This is a genomic window from Streptomyces sp. ITFR-21 (genome assembly GCF_031844685.1).
GTDB lineage: Bacteria > Actinomycetota > Actinomycetes > Streptomycetales > Streptomycetaceae > Actinacidiphila.
Genome location: NZ_CP134605.1, coordinates 1,795,090 through 1,815,689 on the forward strand (window position 1 = coordinate 1,795,090; position 20,600 = coordinate 1,815,689).

13 protein-coding genes are annotated in these 20,600 nt (G+C 74.3%); 3 read left to right on the top strand and 10 right to left on the bottom strand.

All coding sequences use genetic code 11. The features are described from left to right. Nucleotide 1: 1 nt before the first annotated feature. Nucleotides 2-1,102 (bottom strand): glutamate 5-kinase, encoded by a 1,101-nt coding sequence (gene proB / locus RLT57_RS07995; RefSeq protein ID WP_311300626.1) that lies wholly within the window; start codon nucleotides 1,100-1,102, stop codon nucleotides 2-4. A gap of 191 nt (nucleotides 1,103-1,293) precedes the next feature. Here proB and RLT57_RS08000 point away from each other — a divergent pair, with 191 nt between their 5' ends. The 3 genes from RLT57_RS08000 (at nucleotide 1,294) to RLT57_RS08010 (ending at nucleotide 6,688) form a co-directional block, all read left to right on the top strand. After that, nucleotides 1,294-2,202 carry a UTP--glucose-1-phosphate uridylyltransferase gene (locus tag RLT57_RS08000; RefSeq protein ID WP_311296666.1) on the top strand — a complete coding sequence of 303 codons (909 nt, stop codon included), beginning with the start codon at nucleotides 1,294-1,296 and terminating at the stop codon, nucleotides 2,200-2,202. Between the two features lie 425 nt (nucleotides 2,203-2,627). After that, nucleotides 2,628-5,525, top strand: a complete 2,898-nt coding sequence (locus tag RLT57_RS08005; RefSeq protein WP_311296667.1) for a bifunctional glycosyltransferase/CDP-glycerol:glycerophosphate glycerophosphotransferase — start codon at nucleotides 2,628-2,630, stop codon at nucleotides 5,523-5,525. Further along, nucleotides 5,522-6,688, top strand: a complete 1,167-nt coding sequence (locus RLT57_RS08010; protein WP_311296668.1) for a glycosyltransferase — start codon at nucleotides 5,522-5,524, stop codon at nucleotides 6,686-6,688. The genes RLT57_RS08005 and RLT57_RS08010 overlap by 4 nt, the downstream gene beginning before the upstream one ends. 265 nt (nucleotides 6,689-6,953) lie before the next feature. Here the strand turns inward: RLT57_RS08010 and RLT57_RS08015 are convergent, their stop codons facing one another. From RLT57_RS08015 to RLT57_RS08055, 9 genes are all read right to left on the bottom strand, one after another. Next, nucleotides 6,954-8,186: an acyltransferase family protein gene (locus RLT57_RS08015; RefSeq protein ID WP_311296669.1), complete on the bottom strand. Its 1,233-nt coding sequence runs from the start codon at nucleotides 8,184-8,186 to the stop codon at nucleotides 6,954-6,956. Nucleotides 8,187-8,372: 186 nt separating this feature from the next. Then, nucleotides 8,373-9,956, bottom strand: coding sequence for a glycosyltransferase family 2 protein (locus RLT57_RS08020; RefSeq protein WP_311296670.1), 1,584 nt, complete (start codon nucleotides 9,954-9,956; stop codon nucleotides 8,373-8,375). 241 nt (nucleotides 9,957-10,197) lie between these two features. After that, the gene (obgE, locus tag RLT57_RS08025) at nucleotides 10,198-11,640 is read right to left on the bottom strand and encodes a GTPase ObgE (protein WP_311296671.1); all 1,443 of its coding nucleotides are present in this window, start codon (nucleotides 11,638-11,640) and stop codon (nucleotides 10,198-10,200) included. 136 nt (nucleotides 11,641-11,776) lie between these two features. Then, a complete protein-coding gene (gene rpmA, locus RLT57_RS08030) occupies nucleotides 11,777-12,031 on the bottom strand; it encodes a 50S ribosomal protein L27 (protein WP_311296672.1) in 255 nt (84 codons plus the stop codon). A gap of 14 nt (nucleotides 12,032-12,045) precedes the next feature. After that, nucleotides 12,046-12,366 (bottom strand): 50S ribosomal protein L21, encoded by a 321-nt coding sequence (gene rplU, locus RLT57_RS08035; RefSeq protein ID WP_311296673.1) that lies wholly within the window; start codon nucleotides 12,364-12,366, stop codon nucleotides 12,046-12,048. A 442-nt stretch (nucleotides 12,367-12,808) separates the two neighbouring features. Further along, nucleotides 12,809-17,554, bottom strand: coding sequence for an Rne/Rng family ribonuclease (locus tag RLT57_RS08040; RefSeq protein ID WP_311296674.1), 4,746 nt, complete (start codon nucleotides 17,552-17,554; stop codon nucleotides 12,809-12,811). Between the two features lie 215 nt (nucleotides 17,555-17,769). After that, nucleotides 17,770-18,588: a TIGR03936 family radical SAM-associated protein gene (locus tag RLT57_RS08045; RefSeq protein WP_311296675.1), complete on the bottom strand. Its 819-nt coding sequence runs from the start codon at nucleotides 18,586-18,588 to the stop codon at nucleotides 17,770-17,772. A gap of 48 nt (nucleotides 18,589-18,636) precedes the next feature. Beyond that, nucleotides 18,637-19,767: a hypothetical protein gene (locus RLT57_RS08050; protein ID WP_311296676.1), complete on the bottom strand. Its 1,131-nt coding sequence runs from the start codon at nucleotides 19,765-19,767 to the stop codon at nucleotides 18,637-18,639. Between the two features lie 96 nt (nucleotides 19,768-19,863). Further along, nucleotides 19,864-20,409 (bottom strand): GNAT family N-acetyltransferase, encoded by a 546-nt coding sequence (locus RLT57_RS08055; protein WP_311296677.1) that lies wholly within the window; start codon nucleotides 20,407-20,409, stop codon nucleotides 19,864-19,866. Nucleotides 20,410-20,600 lie beyond the last annotated feature (191 nt).

A 20,600-nucleotide genomic window follows, 5' to 3' on the forward strand; every position in this document is an offset into this window, starting at 1 on the left:
GTCAGGGGCGCAGCAGCACCAGATCGTCGCGGTGCACGACCTCCCGCTCGTACGCCGGGCCGAGCTCCCGGGCCAGCTCCCGGGTGGACCGGCCGAGCAGCCGGGGCAGTTCGCGGGCGTCGAAGTTGACCAGCCCGCGGGCGACCGCCCGGCCCGCCTCGTCCAGCAGGTCCACCGGGTCGCCCGCGACGAACTCGCCCTCGACGGCGGTCAGTCCGGCCGGCAGCAGCGAGCCGCCCCGCTCGGTGACCGCCCGTACCGCCCCTGGGTCGAGCCGCAGCGCGCCGCGCGGGGTGGAGGCGTGCGCCAGCCACAGCAGCCGGTCGGCGGAGCGCTTGCCGGTGCGGTGGAAGTACGTGCCGACGGGCCGGCCGGCCAGCGCGTCGGCGGCGCGCACCGCGGAGGTGAGCACCACCGGTACGCCGGCGCCGGTCGCGATGGCGGCGGCCTCGACCTTGGTGACCATGCCGCCGGTGCCGACGCCGGCCCTGCCCGCGCTGCCGATGGAGACCCCTTCGAGGTCGGCGGGCCCGGTGACCTCGGCGATCCGACTGGTGCCGGGTGTACGGGGGTCGCCGTCGTAGAGGGCGTCCACGTCGGAGAGCAGCACCAGCAGGTCGGCGTGGACGAGATGGGCGACCAGGGCCGCGAGCCGGTCGTTGTCCCCGAAGCGGATCTCGTCGGTGGCCACCGTGTCGTTCTCGTTGACGACCGGCAGCGCGCCCATGGACAGCAGCTGGTCCAGGGTGCGGTAGGCGTTGCGGTAGTGGGCCCGGCGGGCCACGTCGTCGGAGGTGAGCAACACCTGGCCGACGCGGATGCCGTAGCGGGCGAAGGAGGCGGTGTAGCGGGCGACCAGCAGGCCCTGGCCGACGCTGGCGGCGGCCTGCTGCCGGGCCAGGTCGCGGGGCCGGCCGGACAGGCCCAGCGGGGCGAGCCCGGCGGCGATGGCGCCGGAGGACACCAGGACGACCTCCCGCTGCTCGCGGGCCCTGGCCAGGACGTCCACCAGGGCGTCCACCCGGTCCGCGTCCAGTCCCCCGGCCGCGGTCGTCAGCGACGACGAGCCGATCTTGACCACGACCCTGCGGGCCTCCACCACGTCCTGCCGCACCGCAGTTGTCACACCGGGCAATCTACGCGAGTGCGGGCGGCCGGTGCCGAGCCGTCCACAGTACGGGCGCCGCGACCCGCGGGGGGATGATTCGCCCACGTGTGCGGGCGCGAGGTAGCGTCCACCGGCAGCGCATCAGCTGCCGCACCCCCGCGTCCCGACGTCCCACAAGGATTCCCATGCCGACACCTCCCCACCCGGTCACCAAGGCTGTTATTCCTGCGGCGGGTCTGGGGACCCGGTTTCTGCCGGCGACGAAGGCGACGCCGAAGGAGATGTTGCCGGTGGTGGACAAGCCGGCGATCCAGTATGTGGTGGAGGAGGCGGTGGCGGCGGGGTTGTCGGACGTGCTGATGATCACGGGGCGGAACAAGCGTCCGTTGGAGGATCACTTCGACCGGAACTACGAGTTGGAGGAGGCGTTGACGCGTAAGGGGGATGCGTCGCGGTTGGCGCGGGTGCGGGAGTCGAGTGATCTGGCGACGGTGCACTATGTGCGGCAGGGGGCGCCGCGGGGGTTGGGGCATGCGGTGTTGTGTGCGGAGCCGCATGTGGGGGATCGGCCGTTCGCGGTGTTGTTGGGGGATGACCTGATCGATCCGCGGGATCCGTTGTTGGCGCGGATGATCGCGGTGCAGGGGCGGTACGGGGGCAGTGTGGTGGCGTTGACGGAGGTGGATCCGGGTCAGATCCATTTGTACGGGGCGGCGGCGATAGTGCCGACGGGTGAGGGGGATGTGGTGCGGGTGACGGGGTTGGTGGAGAAGCCGGATGCGGGGTCGGCTCCGTCGCTTTTCGCGGTGATCGGGCGGTATGTGCTGGATCCGGCGGTGTTCGGGGTGTTGCGGAGGACGGGTCCGGGGCGGGGTGGGGAGATCCAGTTGACGGATGCGTTGGAGGTGCTGGCGGAGCGGGGTGGTGACGGTGGTCCGGTGCACGGGGTGGTGTTCACCGGGCGCCGGTACGACACGGGTGACCGGGGTGACTACCTGCGGGCGATCGTCCGGTTGGCGGCCGAGCGCGAGGACCTCGGCCCCGACTTCCGTACCTGGCTCCGCACCTACGTCACCAAGGAGATGCAGGACTGACGCCCGACGGGTGAACCGGGCCCGCTGAGGGGCGCGCGAGGCCGGACCCGGCCCCGCCGGCCTCCCGGCGGGCCCTCGTCGTACCCCGGGGCCCGGCCCTGCGCGCCCCCCGCCCGCGTCCGCGGGGCGCCCCCGCGGCGGCGACGAGGACGCGGCTCCCCGGTGGCGAACGCCGGGTCGAGCGCCGTCCCCCGTTCCGGCGGCATGCCCGGCGGGCGGCCGCGCCGCGCCCACCACCACGACCACCGCCACGACCGGCCCCCGAGAAGGCGCCGGACGCCACTTCCGCCGTCTCCCGGCACCGCCGCACAGGGCCGAACTCTTGAACGATCCGTGACGAGACGCTGAACAGCCGGTGACGCACGTGGGTTAGGCTGTGGAGTCACCGGAGAACGTAATTCCGAGCAGAGGTGGCTGTGTCAAGAATGACCAATGCGGCTGAGGGGATGCCCGGCCCCGCACCGGACATCAGCGTCGTCGTCATCGTCTACAACGACGCCGCGCGGCTGCCGGCGGCCGTGCGGTCCGTTCTCGGTCAATCGCTGCGCAATGTCGAGGTCGTCATCGCCGACGACTGCTCCACGGACGACTCCTACGAGGTCGCCCGGCAGCTCCAGGCACACGAGCCCGGCCGGGTCCGGGCCATCCGGCTGGCGGAGAACAGCGGCGGCTGCGGCGAGCCCCGCAACCAGGGTGTCAAGGCCGCCACCGGCCGCTATGTCATGTTCCTGGACAGCGACGACGTGCTCGATCCGCACGCCTGCCGCAACATGCTGGAAGCCGCCGAGCGGACCGGCGCCGACCTGGTCTCGGGCAAGTGCGTACGGGTCCACGTGGACAGCCGCCACAACAAGCGCGTCGACTGGTACCCGTGGCTGTACCGCTCCACCCGGACCATCGAAAGCATCACGGAGCTGCCCGACCTCTTCGTCTTCGACACCCTCTCCACCAACAAGTGCTACCGCCGGGAATTCCTGCTGGAAAATCAGCTCAGCTTTCCGCGCGGAATCCACTACGAGGACCTGCTCTTCTCCGCGCAGGCTTATCTGGCGGCCGACCGGATCACCCTCATTCCGCAGACGGTCTACCACTGGAACGTGGTGGAGAAGACCCAGGCGAAATCCATCAGCAACCGGCGCCACGAGATCAACAACTTCGCCGACCGGCTGGAGATCCACCGCCGGGTGGACGCGATCCTGGAGCGCCGCGGCCTGGACGCGCTGCGGCTGCACAAGGACGTCAAGTTCCTCAAGCACGACCTGGTGCTCTACCTGCGCGACCTGCCCTTCCTGGACGACGGCTACCGCCACCGGTTCGCCGAGATGGCCAACGGCTACACCCGGGACTTCCCGCGGCAGGCGTTCGACGCGCTGGACCCGATCCACGCGATCTGCGCCTACCTGCTGCTCCAGGAGGACTGGCCGAACCTGATGCCGGCCATCGACACCCTGATCAACCGCAGGAAGGTGTCGTCGCCGCTGGTCGAGCGGGACGGCCGGGTCTACTGGTGCGCGGACCACCTGGACGACCCGCACGCCCGCGCCATACTGGACGTCACCGAGCAGGGCTACCACACCGTCGCGCTGGACTCCCTGTCGCTGCGCGACGAGCTCACCGGCTACCACGAGGACGCCTCCGGCGTGGTCCTGGACGGCCGGGTCGTCAACCCGCTGGGCGTCGTCCCGCCGGCCGCGCGGCTCACCGCCGAGCTGGAGTTCAAGGCCCGCCGCCGGAGCCTGCGCAGCTACCGGGTGCCGGTGCCGGCGGTGCGCCACGAAGGCGACTTCATCAGCTGGCACGCCGAGGTGCCGCTGCGCCGGATGCTCCGCCCGCTGGGCGTCCTCGACGAGGTGTGGGACATCCGGCTGCGGCTGACCGCCGACGGCCGGACCACCACGGGCAAGATCACCGCGGGCAACACCGACCTGGAGGACGTCGGCGCGATCGAGGTCCGCCCGCTGCTCACCCGGGCCACCGCCGACCGCCTGCGGCCCGAGGTCTCCGCCCGCGGCCACCTGGCCTTCGTGCTCGCCCAGCACGGCAGGGCCGCCAGGACCGGCCGTGCGCTGCTGGACCGCAACCTCCAGGGCGCGACCGGCCGCGCCGCCAAGTCGGTGCTGCGCAAGGCGCGTGCCACCCGCCGCCGCCTCGACTCGGGGCCGGCCAAGGTCCGGGGCTACGAGCGGATGGTCAGGGTGCTGCCGGTGCGCAAGGGCACCGTCGTCTTCGAGAGCCACCTCGGCAAGCAGTACAGCGACAGCCCGCGGGCGATCCACGAGGAGCTGCGCCGCCGCAAGGCCCCCGTGCACGCCGTCTGGTCCTACGACGGCAAGAAGCCGCCGGCGGACTACCCGCGGGACGCGGAGCTGGTCCGGCGGTGGTCGTGGAAGTACCTGCGGGCGCTGGCCCAGGCCGAGTTCTGGATCGACAACCAGGGCTACCCGCTCAAGCTGTCCAAACGGCCCGAGACCACGTATATCCAGACCTGGCACGGCTCGGCGCTCAAGCGGATGGGCTTCGACGAGCCGAAGTACCGGATCATGTCCGAGGGCGACCAGCGGGACTACCAGCGGGCGCTGGACCGGTTCGACCACTTCGTGGTCCGCTCCGAGCACGACGTACGGACCCTGGCCCGCGCCTACCGGCTGCCGGACGACAAACTGCTGCGCACCGGGTATCCGCGCAACGACGCCCTGGTACGGGCCCGGACGGCGGTCGGGCGGCCGCCCGAGGCGCGGGAGCTGGCCGAGAGGCTGGGGCTGCGGGACGGGCTGCCGGTGGTGCTGTACGCGCCGACGTTCCGGGCGGCGGCCGACGGCAAGGTGCGGGCCTTCGAGCCGCCCTTCGACGTGGAGGCGTTCGCCGACCGGTTCGGCGCGGAGTTCACCCTGCTGGTGCGCTCGCACTACCTCAACAAGGTGACGCTGCCGCCGTCGGTCGCCGGCCGGCTCGTCGACGTCACCGCGGTACCCGACATCACCCCGCTGCTGCTGCTCGCCGACGCGCTGGTCACCGACTATTCCTCGGTGATGTTCGACTACGCGCTGCTGGGGCGCCCGATCGTCTTCTACGCCTACGACTGGGAGGAGTACGCGCACGACATCCGCGGCACGTACTTCAACCTGCTGGAGGAGGCGCCGGGTCCGGTGGCACGGACCCAGGAGGAGCTCTTCACCACGCTGGCCGACCTCGACGCGGTCCGGACCAAGTACGGCGACCAGGTGCGGGACTTCGTGGCCCGGTACGGCGAGTACGACCACGGCGACGCGGCGGCCGCGATCGCGGACCGCTTCTTCGGCCCGGCAGGGGGGACCCGGCGATGACCGAGCCCGCAGTGCGGCCGTCCGCGCCGCGTGACATCTTCTTCGTCGCCAACGAGGTCAACGAGCTCGGCGGGGTGGCCCGCTGGCAGGCCCAGATGGCGGGGCTGTTCGCGGCCCGCGGCCACCGGGTGACCGTCGTCGGCGTCGCTCCGCCCGAGGTGCCGATGGACCTCGGCGGCCATCCGCCGTTCGACGCCGTCACGCTCTACGAGGTCCGGCCGCCCGGCCGGCGGCCGAAGTCGCCGCTGGGCCGGGCCAACCCGGCGGCCCGGCTCCGGGAGGCGGCCCGCGACAGGGGCGTCCGGCAGGCCGCCGCGAAGCTCTCCGCGCTGTTCCGGGCGGCGCGCCCCGGCGCCGTGATCATCGTCACCCAGGTGTGGGCGATGGAATGGGTGGCGGTCGCGGACACCGCGGGTCACCGGGTGATCGGGATGAGCCACGAGTCGTACGCGTACTCGCGGCAGTCCTCGCGCTTCCAGCGGGTGGAGAGGCTCTTCCGGGGCGTGGACCGGCTGGTGCTGCTCACCCAGGAGGACGCGGACCTGTGGGCGGGCCGCGGTCTGAACAACGTCGGCTTCATGCCCAATCCGCTGCCGATGATGCCGGAGGTGCCGTCGCCGCGCACCGAGAAGGTGGTGGCCAGCGTGGGACGGCTCAGCCACCAGAAGGGCATCGACATGCTGCTCGACGCCTGGGCGGAGGCGGCCCCGCTGGCGCCCGGCTGGCGGCTGCGGATCCACGGCGCCGGCGAGCTGGCGGAGCCGCTCCGGCGGCAGTGCGCGGAGCTGGGCCTGGACGACTCGGTGGAGTGGGCCGGGCAGACCGCGGACGTACCGGGCGCGCTGCGGGCCGCCTCGGTGTTCGTCCAGTCCTCGCGCGGCGAGGGCTTCCCGCTGGCGCTGCTGGAGGCGATGGCCTGCGGACTGCCGTGCGCGGCCTTCGACTGCGCGCCGGGCGTGCACGAGATCGTCGACGACGGCGTGGACGGCCTGCTGGCCCGGCCCGGCAACACCTCGGAGCTGGCCCGCCGGCTGGTCCGGCTGATGAACGACGGCGACGAGCGGGACCGGATGGGCGAGCTGGCCCGGCGCAGCGTCCAGCGCTACACCCCCGAGGCCATCACCACCCGCTGGGAGGAGCTCTTCGCCTTCCTGGAGCGCTGAGCGGGTCAGCGGGTCAGCGGGTCAGCGGGTCAGCGGGTCAGCGGGTCAGCGGGTCAGCGGGTCAGCGGGTCAGCGGGTCAGCGGGATGATCCCGCGACGGGGCTCGGCCGGTCCGCTCATCCGGCCGGTCCGGCCGTGCGGCTGCCCGGCGGGCAGTTGTGAGCGTGCGGCTGCGCGGCGGGCGGCTATAGGGCGGGCGGCTGTCCCGCGGACAGCCGCCCGGCGGGGCAGGCGACGGATTGTGCGCTCGTCCGGGTCCGCCCGGCTACCGGTTGGCGGGCTCCGGGACGGGCCGGGGCTCGCACCCGGCGGCTGTCCCGGGACCGGCCCCGGCGGGCCGGCTCTGGCCGGGTACGGGCGTCCCGCCCCGCTCCAGCCACCGCTTCGGCGTGTGCCGGCGCATCCAGCGCTCGCCGGGCTCCTCCACGTAGCGGAACAGCAGCCATGCCAGGGCGTTCCCGACGACGCCCATGGCGAGCAGGCTGAGCAGCGCCCAGTTGTCGTCAGGCAGCCGGCCCCAGAGGTAGGTGGCGATCCGGCTCAGCGAGTGGTGGAGCAGGTAGAAGCAGTACGACCACGCGCCGAGGAGCACCAGCGGCCTGGTGTTGAGCAGCCCGCGCCGCCCGCGCACCTCCCGCTGCACGAACGCCAGGATGATCAGCACCGACAGGATCGCGATGACCGGCCGCAGGGTGTAGTCGAGCTGCTGGTCCACCCCGACCGCGAAGTTCGGCCGGCCCTTGTAGTAGACCCCGACGTAGCCGGCCAGCAGCAGCACCGGCACCACCGGCCGCAGCGGCAGCCGCCAGCCGCGCCTGACGGCGAGCGCGACCGTCATGCCGAGCAGGAACTCCGGCAGGTACACCACCGGCAGCCGCATGATCCAGCTCGCCGTGGCGGGGGCGGCGTTGAGCACCGCGAGCCAGTCGGTCAGCCACATGCCGATCAGGCCCAGCGCCGTCGCCGACACCAGCACCCGGGTGCGGCAGCGCTGCGCGAGCCGGCCCAGCAGCGGGAACAGCAGGTAGAAGAGCAGCTCGACGCTGAGCGTCCAGGTGACCTCGTTGCCCGGCAGCGTCGGATAGACGTGCGGCGGCCAGGTCTGGACGAGGAACACCGACAGGATCAGGCTCGGCCAGTCGATGGTCAGGTGCGCCATCACGTAGTACGCCTGGACGGCCGGCAGCAGGGCGACCAGGTGCGCGGGCCAGATCCGGCCGACCCGCCGCCAGTAGAAGACCCCGGGGTGCTCGTGCGGCTTGAAGACCCACATCAGCAGGAAGCCGGAGAGCACGAAGAAGAAGGTGACGCCCTGCCCGCCGATCATCGAGTACGGGAAGATCACCGGCACCCGCCCGAAGCCGGTCTCGCCGCCGTTGCCGGTGAAGTGGAAGGTGAAGACGGCGAACGCGGCGAAGAACCGCAGGCTGGTCAGCGAGTCCAGGCGTTTGGGCAGCGGCGGGGACGCCGCGTCTGTCCGGGTGCCTCGTATCGCCATGGTGATGCGGTCGACCTCTTCGCGCCTCGTGGGTGGCTCAGGGATGACTCGGAAATGACTCGTCGGTGACTCGTCCGGGAACGGAATGCGATCGTCCGGAGAACGCTAGGCCACCGGGCCCCGGCTGTCCAGATTGGGCGGATTTCCTGTCCCCCAGCTGTGTCGCCGGTCTGAACATCATGGGATTCAGCGGCCTAGCATCCTGCGCAGCCGGCCGCCGGCGACCCTTCGCGCGCCCTGGACGCCGTCGGCGACCCGCAGGATCAGCGCGCGGCCCGCGGTGATGTGCGCCTGCACCAGCAGCACCTGGCCGGTCGGCCGGACCACCGCGCCGCGCCGTACCTCCTGGCCGTCGGCGGCGCGCACCTCGACCGGGGTGCGCTGGTCGGTGCCGGCGTAGCGGATCTCGGCGCTGATGTGCCAGATCGCGAGCCGGCCGCTGCGGGCGAGGTCGGCGGTGTTCAGCCGCAGCGCGCCGGTCCAGCCGCCGCCCTCCCGCACCAGCGGCGCCTCCACCGCGATCGCGGCCTTCGGGGTGCCCCGCTCGGTCAGCTCCACCCGCAGCGCCACCGGGTGCAGCGCGCCCAGCCGCCCGTAGAGCTCGTGCACCCGCAGGTCCAGCCGGGTGTGGGTGCCGGTGTGCACCCGGGCGTCCACCGTCACCGGGAGCTCCGCCGGGCCCAGCTCGGCCAGCTCCGGCGGCGGCGTGGTGCCGTACGGTGGGATCAGCCGCGGCGGGCGGGCGGCCAGCTCCACCAGCCGGCCGATCCCGGCGGCGCCGGGCTCGGGGTCGTTGGCGCCCGGCGCGGTCAGCGCACGGACCGTCCAGCGGGCCGGGACCGTGGCCAGCGCGACGCCCTCGCGGTCGAAGCCGCCCACGTAGTCGCGGGCCGACCGCCACCACTCGGTGACGTACGCGGCCGGGCGCTGCGGCAGCTCCCTTATGTACATGGGCAGGTCGTAGTCGAGGAACTTCGCCTGCGCGGCTTCCGCCAGGCCGTACGCGCCCGCGTCCCGCAGGGTGTCCACCACGCCGCGGTGGGCGGCCACCCGGTGCCGCCAGTTGCCGATGTCGGCCCGGCGCAGCGAGATGGACAAGGTGGCGGCCTGGCGGCGGACGTTCCACACGTAGACCGGGGCGTCGGTGAAGACGATGCGCGGGCGGGCCGCGTAGAGCCGGGCGGTGAAGACGAAGTCCTCGTAGTGGAAGGCGCCGTCGGGGAAGGTGAGGCGGCGGTCGCGGAGGAAGGAGGTGCGATAGAGCTTGTTGACCGACAGGGTGTCCCAGAGCAGTTCGGGGTGCTCGGCGATGCCCTGCAGGATGGTGCCGGGCAGGGTGGCACCGGCGGCGCGGTCGTAGAGCTGCGGCGCCCACACCGTCTCCCGGCCGCCGGGCAGTTCACGGCGGATCGCCTGGCCGGCCACCACGTCGGCGCGGTACCGCTCGGCCGGCGGCAGCAGGGCGTCGACGGCGCCGGGCGGCAGGACGTCGTCGCTGTCCAGGAAGAGCAGGTACGGGAAGGCGGCGGCGCCGATACCGTCGTTGCGGGGGGTGCCGCAGCCCCGGCTGTTGGTGGCGCGCGGCACCAGGCGCAGCCGGGCGTTGGCGGCGAGCAGGGGGGCGAGGACCTCGGCGGTGCCGTCGGTGGAGCAGTCGTCCACGACGATGACCTCGCCGATCGCGTCACCCTGCGCGAGGGCCGATTCCACGGCGGTGGTGACATGTTCGGCGTCGTTGTAGGTGATCACGACGACGCTGACGCGTGCCATCAAGGACCCTCGCTTCTGATCGGCCTTCAAGCGCCCAAGCGTAGTATTTGTCGGCTTCGCTCGCGCACACCGGGGTGAATTCGCGGGGTCCCGGTCCGGAACATCCCGCCGAACGTCCCCGAACGCCCCGCCACCCCCGCGCCCCTCCACCGACCCCCGCCCCGCCCGGCCCCCGCCTTCCCCGGCCTACGCAAACGGGTCGAACCCTTTGGACTCCGTCCAGGCCCCCCACCCCCGCCGCCTACGCAAACGGATCGAAACCCCGGAACTCCTCATCCGACTCGTCCCGCTCCACCTGACGCTCACGACGACGGGTGACCGCCGCACGCGGCGCGTCGAAACGGTGGTCCTCGCCGCGGCGGCCGAGCATTTCGGCGCCGGCGGCGAGGGAGGGCTCCCAGTCGAAGACGACCGCGTCGTCGTCGGAGCCGATGGCGACGCCGTCGCCCGCGTGGGCGCCGACCTTGACGAGTTCGTCCTCGACGCCGAGGCGGTTGAGCCGATCGGCGAGGTAGCCGACGGCCTCGTCGTTGGCGAAGTCGGTCTGGCGGACCCAGCGTTCGGGCTTCTCGCCGCGTACGCGGAAGAGGCCGTCCTCCTCCTGGACCACCGTGAAACCCGCGTCGTCGACGGCCTGCGGGCGGATGACGACCCGGGTGGACTGCTGGGCGGGCTGGGCGGCGCGCGTGTCGGCGACGACCTTCGCCAGCGCGTATGACAGCTCCTTGAGGCCCGCGTGGGAGACCGCGGACACCTCGAAGACCTGGTACCCCCGGGCCTGGAGGTCCGGCTTGATCATCTCGGCGAGGTCGTGGCCGTCGGGCACGTCGATCTTGTTGAGCACGATCATCCGCGGCCGGTCCTCCAGCCCCGCCCCGTACGCGCGCAGCTCCGCCTCGATCACGTCGAGATCGGTCAGCGGGTCCCGGTCCGACTCCAGGGTCGCGGTGTCCAGCACGTGCACCAGCACCGAGCAGCGCTCGACGTGCCGCAGGAACTCCAGGCCCAGACCCCGCCCCTGGCTCGCGCCGGGGATCAGCCCGGGTACGTCCGCGATCGTGTAGACGGTCGAACCGGCGTTCACCACCCCGAGGTTCGGCACCAGCGTGGTGAACGGGTAGTCGGCGATCTTCGGCTTCGCCGCCGACAGCACCGAGATGAGCGAGGACTTGCCGGCGCTCGGGTAGCCGACCAGCGCCACGTCGGCGACGGTTTTGAGCTCCAGCACCACGTCCTGTGCCTGGCCGGGCTCCCCGAGCAGCGCGAAACCGGGCGCCTTGCGCCGCGCCGACGCCAGCGCCGCGTTGCCGAGGCCGCCGCGCCCGCCCTGCCCGGCGACGTACGTGGTGCCCTGGCCGACCAGGTCGGCCAGCACGTTGCCGTCCTTGTCCAGCACGACCGTGCCGTCGGGCACCGGCAGCACCAGGTCCGTACCGTCCTTGCCGGAGCGGTTGCCGCCCTCGCCGGGTTTGCCGTTGGTGGCCTTGCGGTGCGGGCTGTGGTGGTAGTCCAGCAGTGTGGTGACGTCCTGGTCGACCACCAGGATCACGTCGCCGCCCCGGCCGCCGTTGCCGCCGTCGGGTCCGCCGAGCGGCTTGAACTTCTCCCGGTGCACGGAGGCGCAGCCGTGGCCTCCGTTACCCGCGGCGACATGCAGCTCGACGCGGTCCACGAAGGTGGTCATGGTTGCTTCCTCCAGTTACGTACGGGATCGTGCGGATTCTCACGTGTGCTAACGCGCCGAGGGCGGTCCCGCCTCCCGTTGCCGGGAAGGGGGTCCGCCCTCGGAGATGGTGCTCTGTCGCTCGACGGCGCCTGGATCAGGCGGCCGGAACGATGTTCACGACGCGACGGCCGCGCTTCGTACCGAACTCGACCGCGCCGGCGGCGAGGGCGAACAGCGTGTCGTCCTTGCCGATGCCGACGCCGGAGCCCGGGTGGAAGTGGGTGCCGCGCTGGCGGACGATGATCTCACCGGCGCTGACGACCTGACCGCCGAAGCGCTTCACGCCGAGCCGCTGAGCGTTGGAGTCGCGACCGTTCCGAGTGGACGATGCGCCCTTCTTGTGTGCCATCTCTCCTCAGTCCCTTACTTCGCAGCCGCGGGGATGCCGGTGATCTTCAGCGCCGTGTACTGCTGGCGGTGGCCCTGACGGCGCCGGTAACCGGTCTTGTTCTTGTAGCGCAGGATGTCGATCTTCACGCCCTTGTGGTGGTCGACGATCTCGGCCTCGACCTTGATCCCGGCCAGCACCCACGGGTCGCTGGTGACCGCGTCGCCGTCCACCACGAGCAGCGTCGAGAGCGCGACCGGGTCGCCGACCTTGCCGGTGGGAATCTTGTCAACCTCGACGATGTCGCCGACGGCCACCTTGTGCTGGCGGCCACCACTACGCACGATCGCGTACACGCGGAACTCACTCTCTCGCTCGAATCGGGCCCCTGATGCCAGCCGTCCCGTAAACCGCGAGGGGGGCCTCTCCTTGCCGCCGCGAAGGCCGCCGGGAGGAATGTGCTCAGGAGAAAGGCGCAGAAACGCCGAAGGTCAAGACTACGGAGTGCCTCCGGCAGGGTCAAATCCACCCCGGCGCGCCCGCCTCGGACCTGTGCCCTGGCTGCCGCCGGCCTACCCGGGCAGGCCCGCCGGAGGCGGTTCGGCGAGGAGCGGACATCGCAGGCGACCGGGCTCGCGCGGCGTTGGAGCGGGCGGGCGGCGGCCCGCGGGAACAACCTCCGCGGCGGGCCGCCTCCAGGCGACGGGCGGGCGTTGGAGCGGGCCGCCTCCGGGCGAGCGCGCCGGCGCGGCGCTCGGGCGGGCGGGCGGGGGTGGTTCGCCCCCGCCCGCCGGGAGGTTACTGCTCGGCGGGGGACGCCGTCTTCTTCGCGGCGGTCTTCTTGGCCGTCGTCGTCGTCTTCTTCGCGGCGGCCTTCTTGGTCGCCACCTTCTTCGCCGTCTTCTTGGCCGCCGCCTTGCGCGGCGCCCGCTTCTTCGGCTCGGGCTCGGCGGCGTCGGCCGAACCGTCCTCGGCGGGAGCGGCGTTGGTGACGACCACGACCGCCTCCTCCTCAGCCGCGGCGACCGGGGAGCCGGCCGGGGCGGTCGCCTTGCGCGTGGCACGGCGCCGGGTACGGGCCGGCGGCTCGGCCGAGACCCCGGCCTCCGCCACCGCTTCCACCGCCTCGGCCGTCTCGACCTCGGCGACCTGCGCGTCCGGCCCGGCGGCCACCACCACCGGCTCGTGCGTGACGACCACGACCGCCTCCTCCGCCGCGGGCGGCGAGCCGGCCGGGGCGGTCGCCTTGCGCGTGGCACGGCGCCGGGTACGGGCCGGCGGCTCGGTGGAGACCTCCAGCTCGGCGGCCGGCTCGATGTCCGGCTCGCTCACCGGCACCACGACCACGGCCGTCTCCGGCACCCGGTCCGCCGCCGCGGGCGCGCCCGCCGGGGCGGTCGCCTTGCGGGAGCCGCGGCGCCGGGTACGGCCGCGCGGCCCCGCGGCGGCCTCCGCCTCGGCGGCGCTGCCGAACCACTCCTCCTCGGGGTCGCCCACCGTCGGCACCAGGTCCGACTCGCCGACCTCCAGCGGCTCCAGCTCGGGCAGCTCGTCCGCTTCGGCGTCGGTCCCGGCGGCATCGGCGTCCTCGGCGTCCTCGGCGTCCAGCACATGCTCGTGCTCGTGCGCCTCCTCCACACCCGTGCCGCCGCCGCGCCCGTTGCGCCGCTTGGCGCGCTTGCCGCCGCCACCGATCGTCGTCGCCTGGTCCATGTGGACGATGACGCCGCGCCCGTTGCAGTGCACGCACGTCTCGGAGAACGACTCCAGCAGACCCTGGCCGACCCGCTTGCGGGTCATCTGCACCAGGCCCAGCGAGGTCACCTCGGCCACCTGGTGCTTGGTCCGGTCCCGGCCCAGGCACTCCAGCAGCCGCCGCATCACCAGGTCGCGGTTGGACTCCAGCACCATGTCGATGAAGTCGATCACCACGATGCCGCCGAGGTCGCGCAGCCGCAGCTGCCGGACGATCTCCTCGGCCGCCTCCAGGTTGTTGCGGGTGACCGTCTCCTCCAGGTTGCCGCCCTGGCCGGTGAACTTCCCGGTGTTGACGTCGACCACGACCATCGCCTCGGTCTTGTCGATCACCAGCGAACCGCCGGACGGCAGCCACACCTTGCGGTCCAGCGCCTTGAGCAGCTGCTCGTCGATGCGGTACGTCGCGAAGACGTCCACCTCCGACGTCCAGCGCGACAACCGGTCGGCCAGGTCGGGTGCGACGTTCGCGACGTACTGGTGGATCGTCGCCCACGCCTCGTCACCGCTGACGATGACCTTGGTGAAGTCCTCGTTGAAGATGTCCCGGACCACCCGGACGGTCATGTCCGGCTCGCCGTAGAGCAGCGTCGGCGCGTTCGCATTGCTGCCGCCCTTGGCCCGCTTCTGGATCTCCGACCACTGGCCCTGGAGCCGCTCGACGTCGCGGCGCAGCTCCTCCTCGCTGGCGCCCTCGGCGGCGGTGCGCACGATGACGCCCGCGTCCTCGGGGACGATCCTCTTCAGGATCGCCTTGAGCCGGGCCCGCTCGGTGTCGGGCAGCTTGCGGCTGATGCCGGTCATCGAGCCCTCGGGCACGTAGACCAGGTACCGGCCGGGCAGCGAGACCTGGCTGGTGAGGCGGGCGCCCTTGTGGCCGATCGGGTCCTTGGTGACCTGCACCAGCACCGGCTGGCCGGACTTGAGCGCGGACTCGATCCGGCGCGGGCCGCCGGAGTGGCCGAGCGCCTCGAAGTTCACCTCGCCGGCGTAGAGCACCGCGTTGCGGCCCTTGCCGATGTCGACGAACGCGGCCTCCATGGACGGCAGCACGTTCTGGACCTTGCCCAGGTAGACGTTGCCGACGTACGAGGTCGCCTGCTCCTTGTTGACGTAGTGCTCGACGAGGACGTTGTCCTCCAGGACGCCGATCTGGGTCCGCTCGCCGTTCTGCCGGACCACCATGACGCGCTCGACCGCCTCGCGGCGGGCCAGGAACTCGGCCTCGGTGATGATCGGCACCCTGCGGCGGCCCTGCTCGCGGCCCTCGCGGCGGCGCTGCTTCTTGGCCTCCAGCCGGGTGGAGCCCTTGATGGACTGCACCTCGTCGACGCCGGTGCCGCCCTCGTACCGCTGGCGGGGCTCGCGGACCTTGACGACCGTACGCTCCGGGTCGTCGGCGACACCGCCGCCGTCCTCCCCGGCCGCGTCCGCACCACGGCGGCGGCGCCGGCGGCGGCGCCGGCTGGAGCTGGAACCGCCGTGCTCGTCGTCGGCCGCCTCGTCGCCGGCCTCGTCCTCCTCGCGCGGCTCGTCGCCGTCCTCGGCCGACCCGCCCGCGAGCGGACCGTCCTCCTGGTCCTGGTCCTGCTCGGCCGCGTCACCGCGGCGACGGCGGCGGCCACCGCGGCGACGGCGCCGCGACGGGCGCTCGTCCTCGTCGGTCTCGACGCCCTCGTCGGTGTCGTCCGACTCGTCGTCGGCGTCCTCGATCTCGGGCTCGTCGGCGACGACCGCCGCGGCCGCGACCGGCTCGCCCGCGCCACCACGACGGCGCCGGCGGCGGCGCGGGGTGCGGCCCTCGGGCTCGTCGCCGTGCTCGTCGTCGGCGCTGTCGGCGCTGTCGTCCGTGTCGTCCACGTCCTCGGCCGCCGGGACGGCGACCGCGGTGACGGGCGCCTGGAACACCGGCGGCTGGAAGACGGCCACCGCGGGCCGGGCGGCACGCCGCCGGCCGCGGCCCTGCGGCGCCTCGTCCTCGGCGGCGCGAACCTTGATCGCCACCGAGCCGGCGACCAGGCCGAACGCCTCCGCCACGGCGGCCGCCGCCTCTGCGGTCGCCTCCTCGACGGTCTCGCCGTAGCCGCGGATCTCGTAGGCGTCCTCGACCTCGACGCCCCATCCGTCGCCGTCCCGGAACGCCTTGCCGGTGTACGAGCTCACGGCGTACGCCTGCCCGCCGTCCTGCTCGTCGCGGTCGTCCCGCTGGTCACGGTCGTCCTGGGGGGCCAGCGCGCCGGGCCGCAGCCTGCGCGAGCCCTCTCCCGCGGAGAAGGTCGGGACCGTGTTCCCCTTCTGGCCGCGCCGCCTCGCCCGGCTGTCGCTCTCGGCGGCAGGCGTACGGGCGCCTCGGGCGGCGGGCGGCTCCGCACCGTCGATACGGGTGCCCGCGGCGGGCCCGGGGTCGGCGGTGTCCGCCGCGGGCGCGCCCTCGGGGGCGCTCGCCCTGCGGGTCGCGCGCCGACGAGCGCGGGTGGGCGCCGCGTCGGAGGTGGTGTCGGTGTCGTCGGCCGCGTCGGCGGCCACGGCGGCAGCGGGCTCGGTGCCGGTCGCCGCGGCGCCCCCGGCCACCGGCTCGGCGGCGGCGGGCGCGCCCTCGGGGGCGCTCGCCCTGCGGGTCGCGCGCCGACGAGCGCGGGTGGGCGCGGCGTCGGAGGTGTCGGGCACAGGGGCGGCGGTGTCCGCCGCGCCGGTGGCCGTGTCGGCGGCGGGCGCGGGAGCGTCCGCCGAGTCGCCGGCGTGCTCGGTGTCCGCGGCGGCGGGCGCGGGCAGGCCGACGTCCCCCGCGGAACCGGCGGAGTCGGCCGGCGCGCCGGCCGGAGCGGTCGCCTTGCGCGTGGCGCGGCGCCGGGTACGCGGCGGCGCGGCGTCGCCCAACGGGCTCTCGTCCCCGGCGGCCGCGGTGCCGCCCGCGCCGGTGGACGTCTGCGGGGCGGCCGGCGGGGCGGTGTCACCGGCGTCGGCGGCGCGTACGGGCGGGGCGGTGCCGTCGGCGGAGTCGGCGGTGGCCGAGGGCGCGCCGGCCGGCGCGGTGGCCTTACGGGTCGCGCGGCGCCGGGCGCGCGGCGGGGCCGCGGCGTCGGAGGTGTCGGAGGTGTCGGCCGCGGCTTCGGGCGCGGTGGTGCCGGCCGCGGCTTCGGGCGCGGTGGTGCCGGCCGCGCCGACCGCGGCCGACGGCTCGGTGTCGCTCCCGGCGGTGGCCGCGGGGGCGCCCGCCGGAGCGGTCGCCTTACGGGTCGCGCGGCGCCGGGCCGGAGCGGCCGGAGCCTCGGGTTCGGCCGGCCCGGAGGTCTCCGCGGCGGCCGGCGGGGCCGGGTCGGCGTCCGCCCCGGCCGTGACGGCGTCCGGGGTGGCGGCGGGCGCGCCCGCCGCCGCGGTCGCCTTGCGTGTGGCGCGGCGCCGGGCCGGGGGCGCGGGGGCCTGCTCGGCCGCGGGGTCGAAGGCGGCGGTGTCGGCGGCGCTGCCGCTGTCCGCCGGCTCGGCGGAAGCCGCCGTCTTGCGGGTCCTGCGGGCCCGCGCCGGAGCCGGCGCCTCCTCGGCGGCGCCGTCGGAGGCACCCTCGGCGGCTGAGGCGGCGGTCTTGCGGGTGGCCCGGCGGCGCGGCGCGGCCGGCGCCTCGTCGGGGGCGGTCCCGCCGCTCTCCTCCGCGGCCGGGGCCTCGCCCACCGGGGGTCCGGCGGGCCGGGAGACGGCGCGCCGACGGCGGCGGGGCGCCGCGGTCTCGTCCGCGGCTGCGGTGGTCGTTTCCGGGTTCGTACCGGACGTGGTCGGATCGGTCTGGTCGGGCATTCGGGCATTGCTCCCGTCGTGCTCCCGGGCGCCGTGTCCTGTTCGGGGCCGGTGGCCGCTTGGGTCGCGGGGCCGGCCTCCGGGGCGCGGGCGCCGCACGGGAGCTGCTGTGTCGCTCGCCTGCCCACCCGTAGGGGGCCGGCGAAAGTCTCATGTGGTCAGCGGCGCCGGACCCGGGTGGCTCCCTGGTGCGTCGGCGACGCGTGACGCCGTAGCTACGCGGAACCGGCCGGTACCGCCACGGCGTCGCGATCTGGCGCGAGCGGGTCGGTGACCGTACCGGACCCCTCGGCGAGCGGCCCCTGCGCCAGCCTGGTCACCGCTGCGGGGACCGGCGGCGCGAGGCCGGCCGTCACCTGGAGGCCGGACAGTACGTCGTCAGGCCGCACGGCAGGTGTCAAGTGCCGCACAACCAGCCGCAGTATCGCACAGGCACTGTCCTGTGGCCTATCGGGGCCCGCCCCGGTCCGGTTCGTGTCGGTTTCCAGGAGGTCTGCAACCTCCCGGGGGTCCGGGCCCGCCGTGTCGTCCACGCCGTCCGCCCCGACGACCTCGAACCGCGTCACCGCGGCCCGGCAGTCGAAGCTGCGGACGCCGTTCTTGAAGCCGCGCTGTACTTCCACGGTGTCCGCGGCCAGGAACGCCGCCACCGCCCGCCGTGCGTCCTGCGGTGTCACGCCGTCCAGCCGTACCTGCCAGACGGACGCCTCGAGCCGTTCGGCGAGGCCCGCGGTGTGCGCCTCGACCGCTTCGATGACGTCGAGCCCGGCGGGCAGCGACTCGTCCAGCAGCCGTCGCAGCGGTTCCGGGTCGCAGGTCCGGGCGAGCCCGATCTCCAGGTACTCCGCTTCGCTGCCGACCCCGGTGGGGGCGGCGTTCGCATACGACACCTTGGGATGCGGGGTGAAGCCGGCCGAGTACGCCATCGGCACGTCGGCGCGGCGCAGCGCCCGCTCGAAGGCACGCTGGAAGTCGCGGTGGCTGGTGAACCGGAGGCGGCCCCGCTTGGTGTAACGCAGGCGGATGCGCTGCACCGTGGGTGCGGGCGGCGGGCCTTCGGGCTGTCGCTTGCCCAGTGTCGTTCAGTCCCTCGTTGTCTTCGTACGGGCGGTCGCCTTCGTACGATGGGTTGTCTTCCCGTACTCGTCCAAGGTTACGCCGCGTCGCGGCACCCTCTCGCCGACCGTCCGCCCACCTGTGGACGACCCGCGCGGCCGGGCCGCGGAAGTGCCGAACACAGCGGTCCGCACGGTCCGGCGGGCGTCGGCCACCGCCTCGCGAACCGGTCGCAGGACGTTCAGCCGGGTCCAGCGGGCGGCCCGGCCCAGCGCGCGGAAGAAGGGTCCGCCGGTCCGCCGCCACACCCACACCGCGGGGACGGCGACCAGCACCCGGAACGTCCGGCCGATCGCGCACCCGACCGCCCGCGAGACGAAGGCCGCCATCCGCCAGGCCATCACGAACGCCGCCCCGACCTCGCGGCCGACCGGCACCAGGACCCGCCGCCACACGAACACCGACGGCGCCACCACCAGTACCCCGACCAGGAGGACCAGCACCCGCCAGGCGCCGCGCAGCACCCACCGCGCCCCGCGCCCGGCCGGCGTGACGGCGTACCGCCACAGCGCCACCAGCGGCACGACCAGCAGCCAGCGCAGCAGGAACGCCGCAACCAGCCCGGCGGCCACGCCGAGCGGCACGGCCGCGACCCGCCACAGCCACCCTGCGGGCACCGCCACCAGCACCCGGACCAGCCAGGCGGTGACCGCGCCCAGCCCGAGCAGGCACCAGCGCGTCCCACGCCCGAGCGGCGCCAGCACATACGTCCACAGGGCCGCCGCGGGCACCGCCAGCAGCCAGTGCGCGGCCGCCGCGACCGCCCACGCCAGCACCCGGCCGGCCGGCACCAGCACGTACCGCCCCAGCGCGGCGAGCGGGACCACCGCGAGCACCCGGACCAGCCAGGCGAGCGCGACCGCCAGCAGCCGCGCCGGCGGGTACAGCACCCGGCGCCCCAGCACGTCGGCCGCCGTCCGCGCCGCCCGCCCGGCCGCGCACAGCACGTCCCACAGCAGCCGCACCGGCAGCACGACGACCAGCGCGAGCACCCGGGCGGGCATGCGGATCGCGACGACCAGCCAGCCGTCGCCCCGGCCGGGCCCCTGGTCGCGGTCCTGACCGCCCGGCCGCGACGACTCCCCTTCCACTCTCATACGGGTGAACCTAGGCCATGTCCGCCCCGTCCCGCCCGGACCGCGGCACATACGCGGGCCGGACCCCGCGACCGCGAGGACCCCCGGCGGCGGGCCCTAGCCGAAGGACGTCGGCACCCAGAAGCGGAGTTTGCCGCCGTGTTCGTCCTCGAAGACCCCGCCGCACGCCTGGATGACCTTGCGGGAGGCGGTGTTGCCGGTGTCGCAGGTGAGCAGCGCCGGGTCGATGCCGAGTGCGGCGGCGTAGGGCAGGGCGGCGCGGAGCATGGCGGTGGCGTGCCCGCGGCGCCGGGCCGAGGGCCGCATGTCGTAGCCGATGTGGCCGCCGAACTCGCGCAGGAAGGTGGTCAAAGTGTGCCGTACCGCAATTCGGCCGAGGAACTCCTCACCCTCGGTCCACCACAGGTTGGTGCACCGCACGAACCCCGCGGGCCGGTGCCCCTTGGCCGACGCCTCGGCGCGCTGCTCGGCGACGTACTCGGCGAAGACCGCCGGGTCGTGCCAGCGGCGCGACCAGATCCGCAGGTCGCGCCCGACGATCGAGTTGTCCGCCGCGGTCCCCCGCCCGTCGGCGGTGAACTCGGCCATGGCGGCGAGGAAGGAGTGGTGGACGAGCACGTCCGGCGCGATGAGCTGCGGCACCGCCTCAGTGTGCCGGGCCGCCGCCGCGCGGGGCCACCGCTTTGCCCGGCCCGATCGGCGCCGCCCGCCCGCGGGTCCGCCCGGTCCGCCGGGCGCGCTCCGCCCGCCGGCTTCCGTACCACGCCCCCGCCGGCCCCCGGGCGGCGCCCGCACGGGGCCCGGTGCCCGGCACGGCCGGGCCCCCGGCTCGG